General features: G+C 64.2%; 18 protein-coding genes. 13 read left to right on the top strand and 5 right to left on the bottom strand.

Annotated elements, in window-relative coordinates:
- Window positions 1-138: 138 nt before the first annotated feature.
- Window positions 139-2,445 carry a transketolase-like TK C-terminal-containing protein gene (locus tag ACZ60G_RS37160; protein ID WP_465816366.1) on the top strand — a complete coding sequence of 769 codons (2,307 nt, stop codon included), beginning with the start codon at window positions 139-141 and terminating at the stop codon, window positions 2,443-2,445.
- Window positions 2,446-2,458: 13 nt separating this feature from the next.
- Window positions 2,459-3,082: a VOC family protein gene (locus ACZ60G_RS37165; RefSeq protein WP_465816368.1), complete on the top strand. Its 624-nt coding sequence runs from the start codon at window positions 2,459-2,461 to the stop codon at window positions 3,080-3,082.
- Window positions 3,083-3,417: 335 nt separating this feature from the next.
- Here the strand turns inward: ACZ60G_RS37165 and ACZ60G_RS37170 are convergent, their stop codons facing one another.
- Complete coding sequence (locus ACZ60G_RS37170) at window positions 3,418-5,226, bottom strand: FAD-dependent monooxygenase (RefSeq protein WP_465816370.1); 1,809 nt, start codon at window positions 5,224-5,226, stop codon at window positions 3,418-3,420.
- A 23-nt stretch (window positions 5,227-5,249) separates the two neighbouring features.
- On the bottom strand, window positions 5,250-6,203 hold the full coding sequence (locus ACZ60G_RS37175; protein ID WP_465816371.1) for a fumarylacetoacetate hydrolase family protein: 954 nt from the start codon (window positions 6,201-6,203) through the stop codon (window positions 5,250-5,252).
- 464 nt (window positions 6,204-6,667) lie between these two features.
- On the opposite strand from ACZ60G_RS37175, the gene ACZ60G_RS37180 reads away from it, so the two are divergent.
- The 10 genes from ACZ60G_RS37180 to ACZ60G_RS37225 all read left to right on the top strand — a co-directional run bounded on the left by ACZ60G_RS37180 (window position 6,668) and on the right by ACZ60G_RS37225 (window position 16,070).
- The gene (locus ACZ60G_RS37180; RefSeq protein ID WP_465816373.1) at window positions 6,668-7,318 is read left to right on the top strand and encodes a TetR/AcrR family transcriptional regulator; all 651 of its coding nucleotides are present in this window, start codon (window positions 6,668-6,670) and stop codon (window positions 7,316-7,318) included.
- 271 nt (window positions 7,319-7,589) lie between these two features.
- A complete protein-coding gene (locus ACZ60G_RS37185; protein WP_465816375.1) occupies window positions 7,590-8,324 on the top strand; it encodes an MlaE family ABC transporter permease in 735 nt (244 codons plus the stop codon).
- A complete protein-coding gene (locus tag ACZ60G_RS37190) occupies window positions 8,324-9,187 on the top strand; it encodes an ABC transporter permease (RefSeq protein ID WP_465816376.1) in 864 nt (287 codons plus the stop codon). The genes ACZ60G_RS37185 and ACZ60G_RS37190 overlap by 1 nt, the downstream gene beginning before the upstream one ends.
- A gap of 6 nt (window positions 9,188-9,193) precedes the next feature.
- On the top strand, window positions 9,194-10,276 hold the full coding sequence (locus ACZ60G_RS37195) for an MlaD family protein (protein ID WP_465816378.1): 1,083 nt from the start codon (window positions 9,194-9,196) through the stop codon (window positions 10,274-10,276).
- Window positions 10,273-11,280 carry an MlaD family protein gene (locus ACZ60G_RS37200; protein ID WP_465816379.1) on the top strand — a complete coding sequence of 336 codons (1,008 nt, stop codon included), beginning with the start codon at window positions 10,273-10,275 and terminating at the stop codon, window positions 11,278-11,280. Before ACZ60G_RS37195 ends, ACZ60G_RS37200 begins: the two co-directional genes overlap by 4 nt.
- Window positions 11,268-12,311, top strand: coding sequence for an MlaD family protein (locus ACZ60G_RS37205; protein WP_465816381.1), 1,044 nt, complete (start codon window positions 11,268-11,270; stop codon window positions 12,309-12,311). Before ACZ60G_RS37200 ends, ACZ60G_RS37205 begins: the two co-directional genes overlap by 13 nt.
- Window positions 12,311-13,414: an MlaD family protein gene (locus ACZ60G_RS37210; protein ID WP_465816383.1), complete on the top strand. Its 1,104-nt coding sequence runs from the start codon at window positions 12,311-12,313 to the stop codon at window positions 13,412-13,414. Before ACZ60G_RS37205 ends, ACZ60G_RS37210 begins: the two co-directional genes overlap by 1 nt.
- A gap of 14 nt (window positions 13,415-13,428) precedes the next feature.
- A complete protein-coding gene (locus ACZ60G_RS37215; RefSeq protein WP_465816385.1) occupies window positions 13,429-14,466 on the top strand; it encodes an MlaD family protein in 1,038 nt (345 codons plus the stop codon).
- Window positions 14,463-15,431, top strand: coding sequence for an MlaD family protein (locus ACZ60G_RS37220; protein WP_465816387.1), 969 nt, complete (start codon window positions 14,463-14,465; stop codon window positions 15,429-15,431). Before ACZ60G_RS37215 ends, ACZ60G_RS37220 begins: the two co-directional genes overlap by 4 nt.
- Before the next feature lie 39 nt (window positions 15,432-15,470).
- Window positions 15,471-16,070, top strand: coding sequence for a hypothetical protein (locus ACZ60G_RS37225; protein ID WP_465816389.1), 600 nt, complete (start codon window positions 15,471-15,473; stop codon window positions 16,068-16,070).
- A gap of 107 nt (window positions 16,071-16,177) precedes the next feature.
- Here ACZ60G_RS37225 and ACZ60G_RS37230 read toward each other — a convergent pair whose 3' ends face one another.
- The 3 genes from ACZ60G_RS37230 to ACZ60G_RS37240 all read right to left on the bottom strand — a co-directional run bounded on the left by ACZ60G_RS37230 (window position 16,178) and on the right by ACZ60G_RS37240 (window position 18,403).
- Complete coding sequence (locus tag ACZ60G_RS37230; RefSeq protein WP_465816390.1) at window positions 16,178-17,092, bottom strand: SDR family oxidoreductase; 915 nt, start codon at window positions 17,090-17,092, stop codon at window positions 16,178-16,180.
- Window positions 17,093-17,097: 5 nt separating this feature from the next.
- Window positions 17,098-17,550 carry a type II toxin-antitoxin system Rv0910 family toxin gene (locus ACZ60G_RS37235; protein ID WP_465816392.1) on the bottom strand — a complete coding sequence of 151 codons (453 nt, stop codon included), beginning with the start codon at window positions 17,548-17,550 and terminating at the stop codon, window positions 17,098-17,100.
- A gap of 145 nt (window positions 17,551-17,695) precedes the next feature.
- On the bottom strand, window positions 17,696-18,403 hold the full coding sequence (locus ACZ60G_RS37240) for a TetR/AcrR family transcriptional regulator (protein WP_465816394.1): 708 nt from the start codon (window positions 18,401-18,403) through the stop codon (window positions 17,696-17,698).
- 109 nt (window positions 18,404-18,512) lie between these two features.
- Between ACZ60G_RS37240 and ACZ60G_RS37245 the strand changes: the two genes are divergently transcribed.
- Window positions 18,513-19,444 (top strand): alpha/beta fold hydrolase (locus tag ACZ60G_RS37245; RefSeq protein ID WP_465816396.1); only part of this gene is annotated, 932 nt, incomplete at its 3' end.

Consider the following 19,444-nt stretch of genomic DNA (forward strand, 5'->3'; position numbering starts at 1 on the left):
CGGGTCCAAAGCGCCGAAATGTGTTTGCACCGTAGCCCAAGCGTCACAGCGGTGCCCCGGAGTTGGCTTGATGGGCAAGTCGATATCCATATCCGGTACCGCACGGGCGGTTCGCCGGGAAACTGCCGGGAGACATCGTTGTCCGCGAATCCGCCTGTCCTGTCGGCCGAGGCACTCCGACGCGTCGAACAACGCGTGCTCTGGCTCACCGTCGCGATGATCGACCACGCCAACACGAGACCGAATACGTCCGGGATGAAGGTCGGCGGGCACCAGGCCTCCAGTGCGTCGATGGTGTCGATCATGACCGAACTCTGGTTCCGCCAGTTGCGGCCGGGCGACCGGGTCTCGGTCAAACCGCATGCCTCCCCGGTGCTGCATGCGATCAACTACCTCCTCGGTGAACTCGACGCCGACTACCTCACCACGCTGCGTGCTTTCCGGGGGCTGCAGAGCTATCCCAGCCGGAGCAAGGACCCCGACCCCGTCGACTACTCGACAGGTTCGGTCGGCATCGGCGCCACCGCACCGGTTTGGGGTGCGCTGGCTCGCCGCTATGTCGACACCAAATTCGGCGGCGCGGGCGACGGGCGGCAGTACTCGTTGGTCGGTGATGCCGAGTTGGACGAGGGGGCGTGCTGGGAGACCGTACTGGATCCGATGGTCCGGGAACTGGGCGAGGTCGTGTGGATAGTCGACGTGAATCGCCAGTCATTGGACCGGGTCGTGCCCCAGGTCGCCGCGGCCTATGTGGCGAATATGTTCGCGGCGGCCGGCTGGCAGGTCATCACGGTGAAATACGGCAGACTGCTGGAATCGCTGTTCGCGCGGCCCGACGGGGATGCGCTCCGGGAACGCATCGATGCGATGGCCAATCCGGAATACCAACGGCTGCTGCGGTTGTCGCCGTCCGAACTGCGCGACCGGCTGCCCGGCTCGGGGTATGCCGCAGATCGGATACGACGCATACTCGACGATCTCGATGACGACGAATTGCTGCGGACCTTCCGCAATCTCGGTGGACACGATCAGCAAGCATTGGCGGACGCATTCGCCGCGATCGACGACACCCGGCCGACGGTGATCTTCGCGTACACCATCAAAGGTCACGGACTGCCGACCGAAGGACATCCCCAGAACCACTCGTCGTTGCTGACCCCCGCACAGGTCGCCGAGTTGGCCGACCGGCTCGGCATCGACCGGGCCGATCCATGGGCGGTATTTCCGGCCGGTAGCGGCGAAGCCGATATCTGCGCGAGCACTGCGGCGCGCCTTGCCCGCCCGCCGATACCGCAGACCACCGCGCCGCCGGTGCCGCTCGATCTCGAACGGACCCCGGCGGGAAAACGCTCGACCCAGGAGGGCCTGGGGCGCACCCTGCTCGACCTGCTCCGAACCGCGCCCGAAGTCGGCGAACGAGTGGTGACCGTCAGCCCGGACGTCAGCTCGACCACGAACCTGGGTGGGTGGGTGAACAAGGTCGGCACCTGGTCGGCAGCCGAGCGAACCAACTGGTTCGCCGACGATCCCGACACCATCCTGCACTGGCGGGAAAGCCCCGATGGGCAACACATCGAACTGGGCATCGCGGAAACCAATCTCGTTTGCGCACTTGGTGAGCTGGGTGCCACCTGGAGCCGGTGGGGACAGCCGCTGCTGCCCATCGGTGTGCTGTACGACCCGTTCGTCGAACGCGCACTCGAACCGTGGTCGTTCGGCATCTACGGCGGCGGGCAGTCGATCATTGTCGGCACGCCCTCCGGAGTGACGCTGGCTGCCGAGGGCGGTGCCCACCAATCCATCAAAACCCCGTCGATCGGCCTCGAACAGCCCGGATGCACCGCCTATGAGCCCGCATTCGTCATCGACACCGAATGGGTGCTGCTCGCTTCGCTGGCGCGGCTCGGCAGACCGGACGGGCAGTCCGCCTATCTTCGGTTGTCCACGCGACCGATCGACCAGGCGCTCGCGCAGGTGCCCGCCGATCCCGCGGCCCGGGCACGGCGGCGCAAGCAGGTGGTCGCCGGTGGGTACGTACTGCGCCGGGTTGTTGGCGCGACCGTGACCATCGCCGCGATGGGCGCCGTGCTACCGGAAGCACTCGCGGCCGCCGACCGTCTCGCTACTCTCGGATTTCCCGCAGAGGTGCTGTGTATCACCAGCCCAGGGCTTCTTTTCCAGGCGGTGCAGGCACGCCGCGGTCTCGACGACGGACCAGACTGGATTCTGGACAGTCTGTTACTGGGGACCGCGGCTCGGCCCCTGGTCACCGTGCTGGACGGGCATCCGCACACGCTGGCGTTCCTGGCGACTGTTCATGGAACTCCGTCAACTCATCTGGGTGTAAGCCGATTCGGCCAATCCGGCGATTTGGCCGATGTCTACCGATACCACGGGATCGACGCCGACGCGATCGTCGGCGCTGCCCTCGATCTTGTCGAATGAAGGGCACCACAGCATGACTCACCACGTGACACCGAATCCCGCCGCACCCGACCTGATCGCCCACTGGGTCGTCAAGACCACCCGCAGCAAAGAGATGATCGCCTGGTACGGAACGGTTTTCGGAGCTAGCATCGCGCACGAGGACACGCAGATCGCCTTCCTCGTCTGGGATCACGAAAGCCACCGTCTCGCACTGATCAAAGTGCCCAGGCTGCTGCGCTACCTATTCCCGCTGGCGCGTTTTCGTCGCAAGATCTACGGAATGGACCATCTGGCACTGACTTTCGGCTCGCTGGAACGTCTACTGACGAACTACGAACGCTTACGGAAACTCGGGATCCACCCGGTGTGGTCGATCAATCATGGACCGACCACCTCCCTGTATTACGAAGACCCCGACGGCTTCCGGCTGGAATTCCAGACCGAGAACTTCGCTACCGCCGCCGCCACCGCCGAATTTCTGGCCGGTCCTGCCTTCGCCGCCAATCCCATCGGTGTCGACTTCGACCCCGACTACCTCCTGGAGCGACTGCGCTCCGGCGACGCCCCCTCGACTCTGCTCGAACAGGGGGCAGGCACCCGCCCCGGCACGATATCGCGCGCCAACAAGCGCACTATTACCTGGAAGACGTTGTAGGCATATTGCCGGAGCGATGCGGCGCGGCCATCGAAGGAAACAAGGGGAGCGGTTTCCAATCGGGGTGCGGGAACGTCACGATGAATCGGTGGGCGCGCCGTGAATCGCATGCGAGAGATCACTGCGCGCAGGTGAGAGCCAGTGCGGAAACGGCCGCACTGGCTCGGCTGTCGTGTCGGACGGTGGTACGGATGACACTATCGAGGTCGGCGCCCGCCAGGTCGAGGAAGCTGATGATGCCTGTGTCGCGGTGAAACGGCTCCGCCATACGCTGGCGGAGCCGTTGCTTTGCACCTTGATTGGGCCATCGCCCGAAAGTGGCGCGTCGGAACCGCTTACCGTACGGCGTCTTTTCTCGCGGTCGAGATCGCAAGGGCGGCAAGTATTTGCTCGAGTTCGGCCGCGGCCGAGTCGGCTGTGGCGGTGGTGCGCCAGGTGACGTGCCCGTCCGGCCGGACCAAGACAGCGCCGTGCTCACCGACCTCGAACAGATCGTGCGCCCGCTGCCGGATCCCGGCATCGAGACCGACGACAACCACGGGGGTGTTACCGGCGACGGCCGCACGCCAGCCGTGGGTGTCTGGCGTAAACAAGGTGTAGTCGCGCAGGTCGAGCAGGTCGTGGGTGGACAGGTCGTCGGCACCGGCGAGCCACACGTGCGGAATCCGGCAGCCGGGCCACGTCGTCGCGCGGTATTCCACCACGCCATCGCCGTTCAGCGGTTGCGGCGTCGGCTCGGTCCGAATCAGATCGCCCGAGTACGCGTAGCCGAATTCGAGTCCGGTGGAGGCGAAGTGCTGCAATTGGCCCGGTATCCGACGTCCGATCGTGGCGCGTCGGTCACCCGCTGGCGCATCGCCTCCGCTCAGCTTCGCGGTCTGGCGCATCGCCAGGTTCATCAGGCCGTCAGCGGCGCGCCGCACAATCGCCGACGGAAGGCGATCGACGACTGGGTGCGAGAAAGCACGGGTCATCCGGGCCAGCGCCCGGTTACCAGGGGCCAACCCCGCCATGACATCGTCGAGCCGGAAGTGATTGTCGACGCTCTGGGTGGCGAAGCGTTCCACCACCGGCCGTCGTTCCGGCTCGTAGCTGTCCAGTAGCGACGTCGGCGCGCGGCCTTCGAGAATCGCGGCCAGTTTCCAGGCGAGGTTGTGGGCGTCCTGCACCCCGCTGTTGAGGCCGAAACCGCCGGTGTGCGGAAACCGGTGTGCCGCATCCCCGGCCAGGATGACGTTGCCGGTGGCGAACGACTCGGCGGTTTGGCTGGTCATCGTCCAGGTGCCGGTGGAATGGATGTCGAACGGCACGTGCCGTCCGATCACCTTCGGTAGCGTTGCGGCCCAGAACTTTTCGCTGTCATTGGCAATGTCCTGCCGATCGCTGAGGAACGGCGTCATGAGGACGTAGTCGTCGTCGGCGTGCGCGATCAGCACGCCGCAGAACTGTGGGGCGTAGATCCAGCTCAGCAGCGGGCGGACGCCGTCGGTGAACAGTTCGGCGTGGAAGAAGGCGCTGCCCATATTGGCCAGCACCGGCCCACGCATCGTGATGCCAAGCGCTCGGCGCACCGCACTGTTCGCACCATCGGCGCCGACCACGAACCGCGAGCGGACTTCCGAGGTGCGGGCGTTGGAGTCGACAGTGCGCACGGTGGCGCCTGTCGGCATCGTAGTCACCTCGCGCACACCGGCGCCGCGACGGAAATCGATGTGCGGGTCGGCCTCGATGGCATCCCAGAGGACCGGCATGAGTCGGTGCTGGCCGATGTGCGAGATGAGGAAGCGGCTGTGGGTCCGCACGTGTCGCACCTGCTCGGCATCGGCCAACAGGTCGATGTCACCGAGCGTGCCATCGCGCAGGTCCGTGCACCAGCGGATCACACTGATCTCCTCGGCCGGTGGTGCCAAAGCGGCTATTCGCCTGGCCAGCGTCGGGGAAGCGTGATGCCAGATTTCCTGCGACCGCGCATTGATGACGTGCGCGGCGGGATGGTTCAACGGATCGGTCCGGCGTTCGAGGACAGTGCTGGCGATACCGTAGCGGGCCAGCAGTAGCGCCAGAGTGCATCCGGTCGCTCCGGCGCCGACGATGGTCACGTCGGGTTCCGAGTCGTGGCGCACCGCTTGGTTCGTCTCAACCATCTCGTCTGTCTCTGGTCTCTCGGTCAACGGACGGTGTTGCGCTGCGTGCCGAGGTCGAGCACGCCGTCGTCGGTGCGGATGGACGCCGTGACGACATCGCCCGGCGCGAGGTATCGGGAGTTGCGGGATTGCGTCCGCAGGAAAAGCTCCCACTTCCTTGCTTCGGATAGCAGACCGGCGAGGCGTTGCACGATCGGCTTGGGCGGGTGGATGGCGACTCCCCCCGGGGTGCCGGTGAGCAACAGGTCACCCACCGCGAAATTCTCCAACAGCGAGAACTCCGTCAGGGTTTCAGCTGGTGCGAAGACCATGTCGGCCGCCAGAGCCCGCTGCCGGGTTTCACCGTTGACGGCGAGCTCGAGGCGAAGGTCCTTCCATCTATCGACCTCGCCGCGATCGGGCACGCAGAGGTACGGACCGACCGGACAGAATGTGCGGTAGCTCTTGCCCTTGTAGTACTGCCCTTGGGACAGCTGAACGTCGCGCGCGCTGACATCATTCGCGACGACGAAGGCGCCGACGTAGTCCGCCAGGTTCTCCGGGGTCACGGTCACCGGACCGGTGATCGCCTTGCCCAGCACGATGCCCAGTTCGATCTCGTAGTCCAGCAGCCGCACGTGTGGGGGAGTGACGATGTCATCGTCGGCCCCGGTCAGTGATCCCGTCGACTTGGTGAAGAACAAATTGAAAGGCGGATTATCGGGATCCATCCCGACCTCGGCCATATGCGCCCGGTAATTCGTACCCTGGCAGTTGACCTTCGCACCTGGCAGCGGGTTCAGCGCCGTAACCCCAGCCAACTCGATGCCGGGATCCCCTGGCTCGGTCAGCAGGGCTCTGGCCGCCGCAACCCCTTCCCGAAGCACCTCGGTGGCCGTCGGGTACTCGCCGGGCAGCGGCAGCACCCGCTCGCCGCGGGCCACGCCCCACCCCGAGGTGCCCGATTCGGTGGAGTAGCGGAGAAGGTTGATGCTCACGTCGGCCAGTCAAGCCGTGCCTGCCCGGCCCGCGCTTGGACCACGAGCCAAATCCGAGCCATCGGTTTGGACTCCGATGCAATACCGGTAGCCCTGGCCTGGCGGTACTGTGCTGCAGGGAGATTCAGTGAGTGTTCGACACACCGGAACACGATCCCGAAGCCGCCCCGCCCGATTTCCTCGGCCTCGCCGAACCCGGCCGCAGCCAACTCCGCCGCGAGACCACGTGGAGATCGCGTTAGGTCCTAATCTTCGGAGCCGGACAATCGGGCTCGCGCGGGAAGAGTGGACCCCCCGACAGCTCAATGATAGGCGTAAAAATCCGCCGAATATCTGGGCATGCGACCAGATTTCTCATCGATTACCGGTCGGTAATAGGGCCTTGACCTCTGCCGTAATAACGGTCACACTGTTGCCGTTACGGATTGCGCGAATGAAGGGTTTCTGATGGCCGGAGTTGCTGCATGAACCCGGCGGCCTCGGGGTCGAAGATTTCGGATCGAGATGGTGCGCGCGTGCGTGGCGCCCTGCGCACGCGGTCGGCACTGCTACGTTCCGGTTGGCAGGCCTTGGCCAAGGGTAAGGCCGCGGCGATCAGTATCGCCGACTTGACGCGAAACGCCGGAGTCGCGACCGGGTCCTTCTATAACCATTTCAGCAGCAAGGAGGAGTTGTTCGCCGCGGCCGTCGCGGAAGTGGTGAACCAACTGGCGCGGATGCTCGACGATCCCGCGACCGGCCTCGACGATCCCGCCGGTGTCGTTCGCGCGCATATGCGCGCGTTCGGCGAGGTGGGGGTGTCTCGTCCCGATGTGGCCGCGGTTGTGCTCTCGGAGAAATATCGAATCCTCGAGCATCCCGAGATCCGCGCTCGACTCTGCGCTCCGGTACGGGCCGGGCTTGCTGCGGGGCGTTTTCATATCCACGACCCGGTTGTCGCGCTCGACCTCATGGGCGGCATCGCGCTGGCGATCTTGCGAACGTCGCAGCGCAATGCCGGGGCGGCGACTATCGCGTGGGTGGATGCCCTGGCGCAGCAGGTCGTGGCCCTGCTCGAGCAGCCCGCCTGCGTGGCCGTTTACACGGATTCGCGCACTGCGGTGCCCGGCGGATGAACGGATATTCATTCCTGTTCCGGTTTGCGGGCCATGAGCTACCGTCTGCTGACCACGGGCTCATTGCTGAATATTTCGTCACTAATAGCTTGGTGGATCAAAGTCGATACCGCGCACTGGTGTCGGCGCACGTAAAAAGGCGGTTGTTTTGACTCTGGCACCCCAGGTGTCCACACCATCGAAGCAGAAAGATTCGACATCGCGGATTTTGTGGGCAAACTTCTCCGACACCGTCGTCTCGGGTGTACGCACCGGCGGGCGGACGGTTGATATGGCGTCGGAGACCATCGGCGGAGCACTGTCCGATATGGTTCGGCGCCGGTTCCAAATGCGCGAGATGCTGCATCAGGCCTGGTATCTGATCACGGTCACCGCCTTTCCCGCGATCCTGATGGCGGTGCCCTTCGGCGTGATCGTTTCCTTGCAGATCGGCAATATGATCAAGGAACTGGGCGGTGACTCGCTGCTGGGAGCGGCGAGCGGGCTCGGAGTCATCAAGCAGGGCGCGCCGATCGCCACCGGGCTGCTGCTGGGCGGTGCGGGCGCCGCGGCGATCGCCGCCGACCTCGGCGCGCGCACTATTCGCGAGGAAGTGGACGCACTGCGGGTGATGGGCGTCAGCCCGATTCACCGACTGGTCATTCCCCGTGCCGTCGCCATGGTGCTGGTAGCGCCCCTGCTCAACATTTTGATCATCTTCACCGGTGTGGTCGCGGGGTACGCCGTCGCGATCGGCGGACAAGGAGTGACCTCGGGAAGTTACTGGGCCACTTTCGGCTCCTTCACCACGGTTACCGACGTCGGCATCTCGCTGCTGAAGGCGGTGGTGTTCGGGTTCATCGTGGTGATCATCAGTTGTCAGCGCGGGCTGGAGGCCAAGGGCGGTCCGCGCGGGGTGGCGGACGGTGTCAATGCCTCGGTCGTGCTCTCGGTGGTGTCCATCATGGTCGTCAATCTCGTTGCCACCCAATTGGTTCAGATGTTCGCCCCGACCAGGATGGCCTGATGACAGCGACCGCGTATTCGCCGAAGGGCCTGCGCTGGGCGTATCGGTTGTTTCGCAACCGCAACGCGTTGCTGCCGGTGGACGGCATCGGTTTCGCCCTGGCTTTCAGCTGGCAGGTGCTCTCGGCAATTCCCTTGACGCTCCGCCATTATCGGGCGCAAACCCTGCGCGCTATCAGTGACACCACCTGGGGGAGAGGCTCGCTGATCGTCGGCGGCGGTACCGTGCCGATGCTCATTCTGCTCGGCGTGGTGCTCGGCGCCGGCGTGGGCATCGAGTCCTACGGCACTTTGAACATGATCGGGCTCGGCCCGTTGACCGGTGTCGTTTCGTCGTTCGCGAATACCAGGGAGCTGGCGCCGATCATCGCCGCGGTCGGGTTCGCGGCCCAGGCCGGTTGCCGAATGACCGCGGAGATCGGATCCATGCGCATCTCCGAGGAAATCGACGCGATCGAATGCCTTGGGCTGCGGTCGATTCCGTTCGTGGTCACCACCAGGGTCATCGCCGGTGTCGTCGCGATCGTGCCGACCTTCCTGATCACCCTGATCCTCAGCTACCTGTCCTGTGCCGCAATCGTTGTCGGCGTCCACGGTCAGGCATCGGGCGTGTATCAGCACTATTTCGACCAATTCGTCAGCCTTCCCGATATTGCTGCCGCCTTACTGAAGGTGCTCGTGTTCGGCGTCGCGGTGATCCTGATCCATTGCTATCAAGGATTCTTCGCCGTGGGCGGGCCGGAGGGCGTTGGAATCGCCTCCGGCCGGGCGGTGCGGGCCAGTTTCGTCGCAATAATCATTTTGGACATGCTGTTAACCCTCGCAATTTGGGGATTCAGCTCGACGGTCACATTTACGGGGTAGTGCGAAATGCCGACGTACGGGTTGCCTGGAGCAGCCATTACCGCGAAATCCGCACGGCGCACCGGTGCGGTCGCGCTCACCGTGGCGGTGCTCGTGACCGCAGTGTGGGGCGGATATCGAGCGGTACAAGAAGATGATCGAATGTCGGTGACGCTGCGCACCGAGCAGGTCGGCGACGGCGTTATCGCCGGCACCCGGGTCCGGCTGGACGGGGTCAATGTCGGCGAGGTCACCGGTATCAGCAGTGTCGGCGCCGGCCGGCAGCAGATAGCGCTGCGGCTGGACGGTTCCCAGCTCACCGGACTGACCGACGCTCTTGTCGTCGACTACGCGCCGTCGAATCTGTTCGGCATCAGCGAGCTCGAATTGCGCCGCGGCCAAGGTGGTGTCCCATTGCGGGACGGGACCGAGGTCGACCTCGCCGGTGCGGCGGCGTCGCGCGTCACCGATGTCACCATGGGCACCCTGATCCGGTCACTCGGGCAGACCACCAACCAGGTGCTGACGCCAGAACTGACCGGCGTGCTGACCGCTCTCGCTACCGACGCCAAGGCGTTCGCGCCGATCCTGGAGGCCATCGTGATGCTCGGCCGGGAAGTGGCCGATACCCAGCGATACGATCCGTCCTACCTGATCGGGCAGTATGCCTCGACATTGCACGGTGCTGCCGAATTCGCCGGTGCCACAGTAGATCTGCTCTACCACATCAACAATATCGAAGTGCTGCGCACCGATCGGCCGCTCTTCGATACCGGTGTCAATCTGCTTACCGACCAATTGTTTCCAGGTCTCGCCAACGTGGGCTGGGTTGGGCAGCGGCACTACACCGGTTACAGCGACATGCTGACGCCATTGCTGAGCATGACCGCCCGGATGGTGCCGACACCGGAGAAGTCGAGTGCCGAACTGCGCACCATCTTGGCGCGCATCGACAATTCGTTCGTCGACACACCCGACGGGCCGGTCCTGCAACTCGAGCTGACCCTGCGCGGATTCCCCGTCCTCGCCGGGCCGCTGCTCGGTGTCACCGGGGCATCGGCGGCGCCCGCACCGGTTGATCCAGCCGCGATGCCGGGAGGTACCCGATGAAATCGACTGTCAATGTAGTTCTGCGACTGTTGATATTCGTGGTCGTAATGGCGGCGCTGTTGAGCATGGTGGTAATGGCGATCCAGCGGCCGGTAGCCGGGAGTACCGGCACGTTTCGGGTGATCTTCACCGATGCCAATGGCCTGAAATCCGGTGATGACGTCCGCATGTACGGCGTGCAGGTGGGCAAGGTTCAGGCGATCGACCTCGATCAGGCGCGAGCCTCCGTGCGGCTGAGTGTGCAACGCGGCCACCCGGTGTACGAGGCCAGCACGTTCGCGATCCGATATCAGACGCTGACCGGACAGCGGTATGTCGACGTGCGGCAACCGGACGCACCCGGTCACGAACTGGCGAGCGGCGCGACAGTGCCACCCGAGCACACGATTCCATCGTTCGACATCACCACGCTGTTCAACGGTCTACAGCCGGTGCTCCGGGACTTTTCGCCGAGCGCCCTCAACCAATTGGCCGAAAGCGTCCTCGCCGTGATCGAGGGCAACGGCACCGGCATCGGGCCCGCGCTCGACGCGGTGGAGCAGCTCAGCCGCTACGTCGTCGACCGGCAGGCGGTGATCTCCACGCTGGTCCGCAATCTGCGCGATATCGATGATCGGGTCGGGGGCAAGTCACGCTATCTGGAGACCCTGATCCAGAACCTGACCGACCTGTTCGGCGTACTCGAGGTCAAGCTGGACGCGCTGGTCGACTACGCCCTCGCCGCACCGCCGGTGCTGGGTCCGATCGACGATCTGCTCGCGACCCTCGGCTTCACCCCGGATACCAATCCCGATCTCGACAATGCGCTGCGAACGGCGTTTCCCGACACCAGGGCCGCGGTCGAGGTACTCGGCAAACTACCGGGCCTGCTGCAGTCGTTGGACGCACTACTGCCGAAGGCGGCGCCCGAAATGAACACCACCTGCTCGAACGGAAACGCGTCGGTGCCACCGCAACTGCGGGTATTCATCGGCGGCCAGAGGATCTCGCTATGCAACCGATGACTATTGTGCCGCGCAAGCGGTTTCGCTTCCGCGATGATCGGCCGGTGCCGGACGCTCGCACGATGCGCCGGCGCGAGCTGCGGCTCGGACTGATCGGCGCGGCCACCGTGGTGCTCGTGCTCGCCGCCTGCGGCGTCCTGTACGCACTGCCGTTGGGCAAGGTCGAATACGGAGCCGACCTGAGCGGGGCCGGGTCGATCCGACCCGGTGAGGACATCCGGGTGGCGGGCATCAATGTCGGCACCGTCGAATCGTTGGAGCTGCACGATGATCGCGTACACATGGTCTTCACGGTGGCCTCCGATATGTTCGTCGGCGATCAGTCGACCCTCGACATTCGGATGCTGACGATTGCGGGCGGCCACTTCGTCGCACTGACGCCCGCCGGTTCGAAACCGTTGGGCAAGAAGGTCATCGCGAAAGACAAGGTGCGACTGCCCTACACCCTGGGGCAGGCGTTCCAAGATGCGGTGACTCCGGTGCGTGAGGTCGACGGCGCGGTGCTGCGGCACAATATCGGCGAGCTGAGCACGGCCTTGGTCGAGAGCCCGGACGGCCTACGGCAGCTGGGGCGAGCGGTCGACTCCATCGTCGATATTCTCGACACCCAGAATGCGGATGTGTCACGGGCACTGGCGGTTTCGCAAGAGTACCTGAGCAGGATCAGCGGGAATACCGCGCTGTACGGTCAGCTCAATCGCAAGCTCATCATGACCACAGACATCCTCGTCGACAAGCGATCCGAATTGCGCGTCTCGCTGAATCTGCTGGCACGGCTGCTCGCCCGCATCGCGGCGGCCGAACCCGCCTACGAGCACACGATGAAGCCGATGGTGGACGAACTCGCGAAGGCGGTCCCCGAGATGGAGCGGCTCACCGGTCGGCTCGACCAGGTCATTTCCTCCGTCCAGAGCATCGGGGGGCAGTTGCGGCAGATCGCGGGTGCGCCGGACGGTTCCACCGTGGATCAATCGCAGGCCACTGTGTCCGCGCCCGCACTGTGCATCCCGGTGCCGGGGAGGTCGTGCTGATGCGACGACTTCTCGCTTCCCGCGGGTTCATGTCGGTCTCCACCGCCCTGGTCCTGATCGTGGCCTCTGCCGTGGGCTACGCCGTGCTCACCGGCGCCACCAAGTCGATGCGCTCCTACTGCGCGATGATGCCGGACGCGGTGGGGCTCTACCAGGGCAGCCATGTCACACTGCTCGGCATCGCGGTCGGCTCGGTGACCGGAATCGAGCCGTCCGGCAATGGTGTTCGGGTCGACTTCAACGTCGAATCCGATCATCCGCTGCGCGGCGACGTTTCGGCGGTGACCCTGTCCGACACCCTGGTGGCCGATCGCAACCTCGCGATTCTGTCGGAGCCGAAACCGGCGCCGCAGTGGGCGACCGACCAGTGCATCACCAGATCTCTCACACCCAAGAGCATGACCGAAACATTGGACGCACTGTCGAAACTCGCCACCGAGCTGAGCGCGCCGGACGACCCGGGCAACCGGAACACGGTCGGTTCAGGCCTCTCGGCGCTCGACTCCGCCGTATCCGGCACCGGCCCCGCGCTCAACAAACTGATTTTCGAACTCGGCGACGCGCTGAAATCGCCGGATGCCGCCATCGGACGCATCGGTGAATTGATAGACGCACTCAGCAAACTCGGCGCGACTCTGAAAAACAATTGGGGCGATCTCGAACATATGTTGACTCGACTCGGCGGGATGCTGGATCAGGCCAATAGCGAGGTGATCGCGCCGTTGATCGACATCGTCGAACGGCTGCGGGTGATCCTGCCCTGGTTCAACGACCTCACCAGCACATTCGGGCAACCGATGCTGGATGTCCTACATGCGACGGTGCCGTTGGTTCGGTGGGCCGGTGCCAACGTCGGCGCTCTCGAACAGTTGGTGAATATGGTTCCTTCGTTGACGGCGGCTTTTCAGCGATCCGTCGATCCGAGCACCGGTCAGGCCGCGATTTCCTACGCGCCGCCCAAGGTCGCGCTTGCTCGATCCGATGCCGAACAGGTGTGCTCGGCGATCAACGCGACGTTGCCCGGACGCTGCCGCAGCGCTGAAAAGGGCTTGGCGACCATCGATTTGGTCCCGCTGATCCTCGATATGGCGGGTGCCCGATGAGGGATCGGTGCGCAATGCGATTCACTACGAGACTGGCCGCGCTCGCTGTCGCGGGCGCCACGCTCGGCGGTTGTGCCTTCGATCCGTCGGCCATCACGGTCCCTGGCACCGGCCGCGGCGCCGCGTACCGGGTACATGTCGAGTTCACCAATGCCCTCAACCTGCCCGCACGGGCGAAGGTGATGGCCGACGGTGTACAGGTGGGCGATCTGGGGAAAGTGACAGTGGTCGACCCCACGGCAACGGTCCCCGGACATGTGGTCGCCGATCTCGATATCGATCGAGGGGTGGAACTCCCCACTCGAACCACCGCACAGTTGCGGCAGAACACCCTCTTGGGGGACGTTTTCATCGAATTATCCACCCCCGCTGCCGGATTCGACGAAACACTGTCCGACGGCGGAAGTATTCCGATCGCCCAGACGAAGCCCGCGGTACAGGTCGAAGACGTGATGGCCGGGCTCGCGACGTTCTTCCAGGGCGGCGCGGTGAACCAATTCCAGGACCTGGTGAATCGCATGAACGCGATACTGCCGCAACAGCCTTCCGACACCGCTCGGATGGCCCAAGTCGTCGGCGCCGACCTCGAAGACGTGGCAGGCCATCTCGATGAGGTGGACCGTTTCCTCGACGGTATCGAGGCCAACACGGCCATGGTGCTGCACCGTGATCAGGCGTTGGACGCGCTGTTGAGCGAAGAAGGTACGGCGCACGTCGCCTCGGCGATGGAGTCGTTGATCCTCGTACTGGGGGTCGCGGGGGTTATGGGTGAGGTCGTCCACTCGCTGAGCTGGGTGGCCCCGATGGCAACCGCGGGCGATGCCGCCGCGAAAGCCTTGGTGCCATTGCTGTTCACCAATCGGCCGCTGGACCTGAACGCACCGTCGAATCTGAACCGGATTGTCTCGCTGCTTCGAGACCGGATCATCCCGTTCACCGAGCACGGGGCGAAGGTGAACATCACCCGTATCGACGCCGGGATCGGCGTTCCCGCGGAGGAACAGACAACCCGGATTATCGACACCCTGCGCATGATCGGAGCCGTGCGGTGACATCACGAATTCTCGGGCCGGTGGCCTCACTCGGCGGCCTGGCCGCCGTCATGATTCTCGGCCTTTCCTACCTCACTTTCGACGTGGTCGGTGTCGACTGGTTTACCAGGTATTCCACCCTGAATATGACATTGTCCAATTCGGGCAGCCTCGGTCCGCACTCGCCGGTTCTGCTGTCCGGTATGCGGGTCGGCGAGATCGTTTCGGTGCGCAACGGTGACGGCGGTGTCAAGGTCGGGATGCGGGTGCGCGATGAATACGGCATACCGGTCGCCAGCACGGTAACCATCGAAAACCTTTCCGCGCTGGGTGAACCCGAGGTCAGATTCACTCCCGTCAATGGCGGCGGCGGTCCGTATCTGCGCGACGGACAGAACATCGACACCGCCACCGTCCGCACACCGACCTCGATTCCGGAGGCCTCCCGTCAAGTGACGCACCTGATGGAGCAACTGGACCCCAAGGCGCTCGAAGGTATCGTCGCGACCTTTTCCCAGGGGCTTGCGGGTACCGATGTCGTCGTCCCGCAGCTGGCCCGGTCGACGAGCCTGCTTGCCGCGACCCTGCTGGCCCGCACCGATGCGATCCGGGGCATGCTCACCGATCTTCAGGTGATCGGCGCGGATATGGACTGGGCTGGTCCGGCGATGAGTGCGGCGGCGCCGGGCTGGACCGGGGTCGGCGCCTCGATGAACAACCTCGCGACCGCCATCGAAGGGTTGGTTCGGACCGGGAAAGTGCCGGATATGTATGTCGAGGGCAACGGCCTCGTCCCGTTCTTCGGCAAGCTCGCCGATTACCTCGAGGAAATCGGTCCCGACATGGCCGCGTTGGTGCCGATGCTCACCCCGTTGTCCCAGCAGGCCACCGGCCAGTTGAGCCGCATCGACCTCAGCGCGCTGATCGAGCAAGCCCTCGCCGAAACCGGCGACGGCGTTGTCCGACTGCACATCAACGTCAAATAGTCGGCCGCGCAACCGATTACCTATTCAACAGGAGTACACATGACAATCGACACCACCGAGCGAGTGGAAAAGGAAACGAACGGCAACGAGGCACCGCCGGTGCAGCGGACGGCCTGGACTGTGTCGCTACGGCCGTCCGCGATCGCCGTGGGGGCCGCGATACTCGCGCTGGTTGCGGCGACGGGAGTATTCGCCACCCTTTGGCTGTCGGCCAGCGGCGAACTCAGCGATCGCGATGCCGAGATCGCCGCGAACCACCATGCCGTGCAGGCGGCAACGGATTACGCGGTCGGAGCCTCGACCATCAACTTCCAGGACTACAACGCCTGGGTGGGGAAGCTAAAGGCCAACACCAGCACCCAGCTTGCGAACAAGTTCGATGCCACCGCACCGAAATTGCAGGAAATCCTGGTGCCGTTGAAGTGGACCTCGACCGCGACGCCGATCAGTGCGGTTGTCACGTCGCAGACGGGCGGCGTCTATAAGGTGAATGTCTTTCTGAACGTGAATTCGACCAACGCGCAGACCCCGGACGGGGGACAGACCACCGTGACCTACAGCGTCAGCGTCGATTCCGGTGCGGATTGGAAGATCACCGACGTCGGCGGTATGGACGGTGCCCTGCTGCCGCTGAAATGAGCTGGGCGGCCGTGGAACTGAGTCAGATTCCGAGGGAGCGCGAACGCCGGTGACGGACAACGTCACCGGCGTTCGAGTATGCGGCGATCAACTCTGGCTGTGGTGCCTCATAGTGGAGCGGAATCCTGCTGGGTCTGGAAGAGACTGTCGAGATGCTCTTCCAGGGGCGTCATACGGAATGACGGCGCGAAGGCTCGGGCCGTATTCTCCGATGCTTCGGAGCCGTGGCGGTCCCAGTAGCGAACCAGGGGGATCAGCGACGCGAAGCGGTGTTCGCGCCAGCTGAAAAAGGGGCGTGCGGCCAGGAACAGATAATAGGTGGGAAACCGCGGCGACGCTTTCACCGTGCGGCCCGCCGCTTTCGTCAGCAACCGCTCGACCTCATCGACGGAATAACTGCGTGGGTCGACGAGTTCGATGGCGCCGTTCACGACACGATCCTTGCCCAGCAGTTCCTGAACGACAAAGGGCGCGACGTCTTTCTGACTCACATAGCTGATCCGACGCGACTTATGGATGGGGAACAAGAAGGTGCCCTTGTTCAGCAAACTCAGCCGCACGTCGAAAATATCTTGCATATACGATCCGCAGCGCAGAATGCTGTGCGGGATGCCGCTGGCCATCAGTAGGCGTTCGACCTCGAACTTGGCGTCGAGCACGCCGACACCGGTGTTCCGATCCGCGCCGAGCGCGGAGGTGTAGATCAGGTGTTTCACCCTGGCCGTCTCGGCACCGGCGATAACAGCTCTGGCGGCCTCGAACTCGGTCGACGGATCGTTGCGCCGCGCCATGGGCGTCAAGAAGAACGCCGCGTCCGCGCCCGCGACGGCACGGGCGACATCGTCGGGGTTCATCATGGAGCCGCTGACGGTGGTCGCTTCCGGATAGCGTCGCCCGACCGACTCGGCATCGCGGGCCAGGATACGAACCGTGACGCCCTCGGCCAGCAGACCACGGACGAAGACTTCGGCCACCTGACCCGAACATCCGATCGCGGCAACGGTTTTCCTCGGTTCGTCCACTCGGATCACTGTCCCGGAACTTCACCGAGCGCGACTAGGCCCTGAACCTTCTTCAGTGACTTGTCGAGTGCGCCGACGAGTGAATTCTTGAATACTCCGCCCATGGGGCCGTCGATCATGCCGCCGTCGATACTTGCGGTGAGGTCGACCTTCGTGGTCCCGGCTTCGTCGACCAAAGTGATGGTGAGCGCCAGTTTGACATCGGCCCTGGTGGTTCCGCCCATGGTGACCGCGTGTGGCGCGTCCACCTTCTCGAAGGTCCAGTCGATGGTGACCGGCATATTCATGATGCTCGCCCCTGCGGTGGCGGTATCACCAGTCGAGATCTCTGCTGGGACAGGGCTTTTCCACGATTTGTGAATTACCAGCCACTCGCTCCAGCGCGCCGGGTCGCCGATCACCTTCCAGACCTCGTCGGGACTTGCCTGGTAGCGGGCGCTGGTTTGAACGGTACGCATGCGTTCTCCTGTGGTCGAAATGTTCGCCGGTCTCAGGCGGCCGCCGTCGGTGGGTGGCTGGCACGCAGATCGCACGGCTAATTCGGCAACAGCGTATCCGAATTGGATGGCAGCGCCAAGAGTGCGTGAAGTGCGGGTCTGCGGGTCAGGTGGAGTCCGCCGCATCGGTCGGGTCCCGCCTCGGCGGTGCGAGCCCCGCAATGAGCAGGCACAGGCCGAACTGGAACTCGCTTTCCAGAGTTTGGGTGGGCAGGCAGTCGGAGACGGCGACCGTGGCGGGAAATCGGGCCGGATCGAGTCCGCGATACAGGGCGGCGATCGGCGCCGGATCTATGTTGGCCTCGGTGTTGTGGCCGTTGAGCTGCGCGGCGAAGCCGATGGCGTAGCGGGCCAGAGTGGCATATACGAGCGCCGCGGACTGTGCCGGGAACCCGTTGGCGAGCAATGTGGCCAGGACTCGCTCACGCAAGGCGAGCGCATTGGGCCCGGTGGGTATTTGTTCGATGAGCAGTGGCGCAAGTCTGCGATGACGTCGCAGGATCGTGAAAATAGCTTCGGCGGTGGTAGTGCATGCCCGTTGCCAATCTGCTTCGGGTATGTCGATGTCGACGATCTCGCCGAGCACCCAATCGACCACGCGGCCGATCAACTCGGCACGATTCGCGATGGCGCGGTAGAGCACCGCGGTGCCGGTATCCAGACGCTGGGCCAGCGCACGCATCGACAGCGCATCGGCTCCTTCCTCGTCGACAATGCGCAGCGCGGTCATTACGATCCGGTCGACGGGGATCCGAGGGCGGCCGGGGGAACGGCGAGCGGGGGTCTCGGCGGCGTCTGGGTCGGCTGTGGTCACGCTCGGATCCTTGTCATCGACTGGCTCGGGGGTCTGATCAAAACATAAAGGTAACGATGTTGCCATTATTGCTTGACTGCCCCGTCGTATCGGCAACGCTGTAGCCATTATGAACCGACGTGAAGCCGATGATTACATCGACCCAGATTCGTGCTTCGCGATCGTCGATGGCCGCAACATTCACTACAAGCGGGCCGGGACCGGAGCGCCGGTGCTGCTGCTGCACGGCAGCGGCTCCTCGCTGCACTGCTTCGATCATGTGGTCTCGGCATTATCGTCATTCGACGCAATCCGCCCTGACCTGCCGGGATTCGGCCTCACAGGTCCACGTCCCGACCGGGACTACCGGGTGTCGACATTCGTACGGACCGTCGCCGACTTCTTGGACTCGATCGGGGTTTCGAAGGTTTCGCTGGTCGGCAATTCGCTCGGTGGCAATATCGCCTGGAACTTCGCGCTGGACTATCCCGAGCGGGTGGACCGGCTGGTATTGATCAACGCGACCGGCTATCCCGGCAAGTCGTTGCCGTTGGCACTGCGCGTGGCCCGCAATCCGATCGGGCGCGTGCTGTTGCGTCGGGTGGCGTCTCGTTCGACCACCGAAAGCAACTTGCGTTCGGCGGTCGGATCGCGCCCAGGGGTAGTCGATGACGCACTGGTCGACCGGGTGCACGCGATGTTGACCCGGCCCGGCAATCAACAAGCGTTCATTGACTTCGCCAACACCGAACAACTCGACCGGACAGCTGAAATACCGGCCATCACGGCGCCGACCCTGGTGCTGCGCAGCGCGTCCGTCGACGCCCAGCATTTCTCTCGCGATATCCCCGTCAGCCATGAACGGGTGCATCCCAGCGCCGGTCACCTACTGCCCGATGAAGATCCGGAATGGGTTGCCAGCGCGGTACTGAACTTCCTGAGCCCGCGCCTGTCCGCACCTATGAAGGGACTCTCAATGATCGTGTCAAGCCGCGACTGCCGTCGGGACGGGTGTGTCGAGGGTGAATTCTCTCCCGTCGCGCAGCAGTGCCCACAGGACGT

The sequence above is a fragment of the Nocardia sp. NPDC102475 genome (assembly GCF_055584605.1).

Coding starts and splice junctions, on each gene's coding strand:
- ACZ60G_RS37165 (WP_465816368.1), top strand. CDS start 2,459: ATGACTCACCACGTGACACCGAATCCCGCCGCACCCGACCTGATCGCC.
- ACZ60G_RS37170 (WP_465816370.1), bottom strand. CDS start 5,226: ATGGTTGAGACGAACCAAGCGGTGCGCCACGACTCGGAACCCGACGTG.
- ACZ60G_RS37180 (WP_465816373.1), top strand. CDS start 6,668: ATGAACCCGGCGGCCTCGGGGTCGAAGATTTCGGATCGAGATGGTGCG.
- ACZ60G_RS37185 (WP_465816375.1), top strand. CDS start 7,590: ATGGCGTCGGAGACCATCGGCGGAGCACTGTCCGATATGGTTCGGCGC.
- ACZ60G_RS37190 (WP_465816376.1), top strand. CDS start 8,324: ATGACAGCGACCGCGTATTCGCCGAAGGGCCTGCGCTGGGCGTATCGG.
- ACZ60G_RS37195 (WP_465816378.1), top strand. CDS start 9,194: ATGCCGACGTACGGGTTGCCTGGAGCAGCCATTACCGCGAAATCCGCA.
- ACZ60G_RS37200 (WP_465816379.1), top strand. CDS start 10,273: ATGAAATCGACTGTCAATGTAGTTCTGCGACTGTTGATATTCGTGGTC.
- ACZ60G_RS37205 (WP_465816381.1), top strand. CDS start 11,268: ATGCAACCGATGACTATTGTGCCGCGCAAGCGGTTTCGCTTCCGCGAT.
- ACZ60G_RS37210 (WP_465816383.1), top strand. CDS start 12,311: ATGCGACGACTTCTCGCTTCCCGCGGGTTCATGTCGGTCTCCACCGCC.
- ACZ60G_RS37215 (WP_465816385.1), top strand. CDS start 13,429: ATGCGATTCACTACGAGACTGGCCGCGCTCGCTGTCGCGGGCGCCACG.
- ACZ60G_RS37225 (WP_465816389.1), top strand. CDS start 15,471: ATGACAATCGACACCACCGAGCGAGTGGAAAAGGAAACGAACGGCAAC.
- ACZ60G_RS37235 (WP_465816392.1), bottom strand. CDS start 17,550: ATGCGTACCGTTCAAACCAGCGCCCGCTACCAGGCAAGTCCCGACGAG.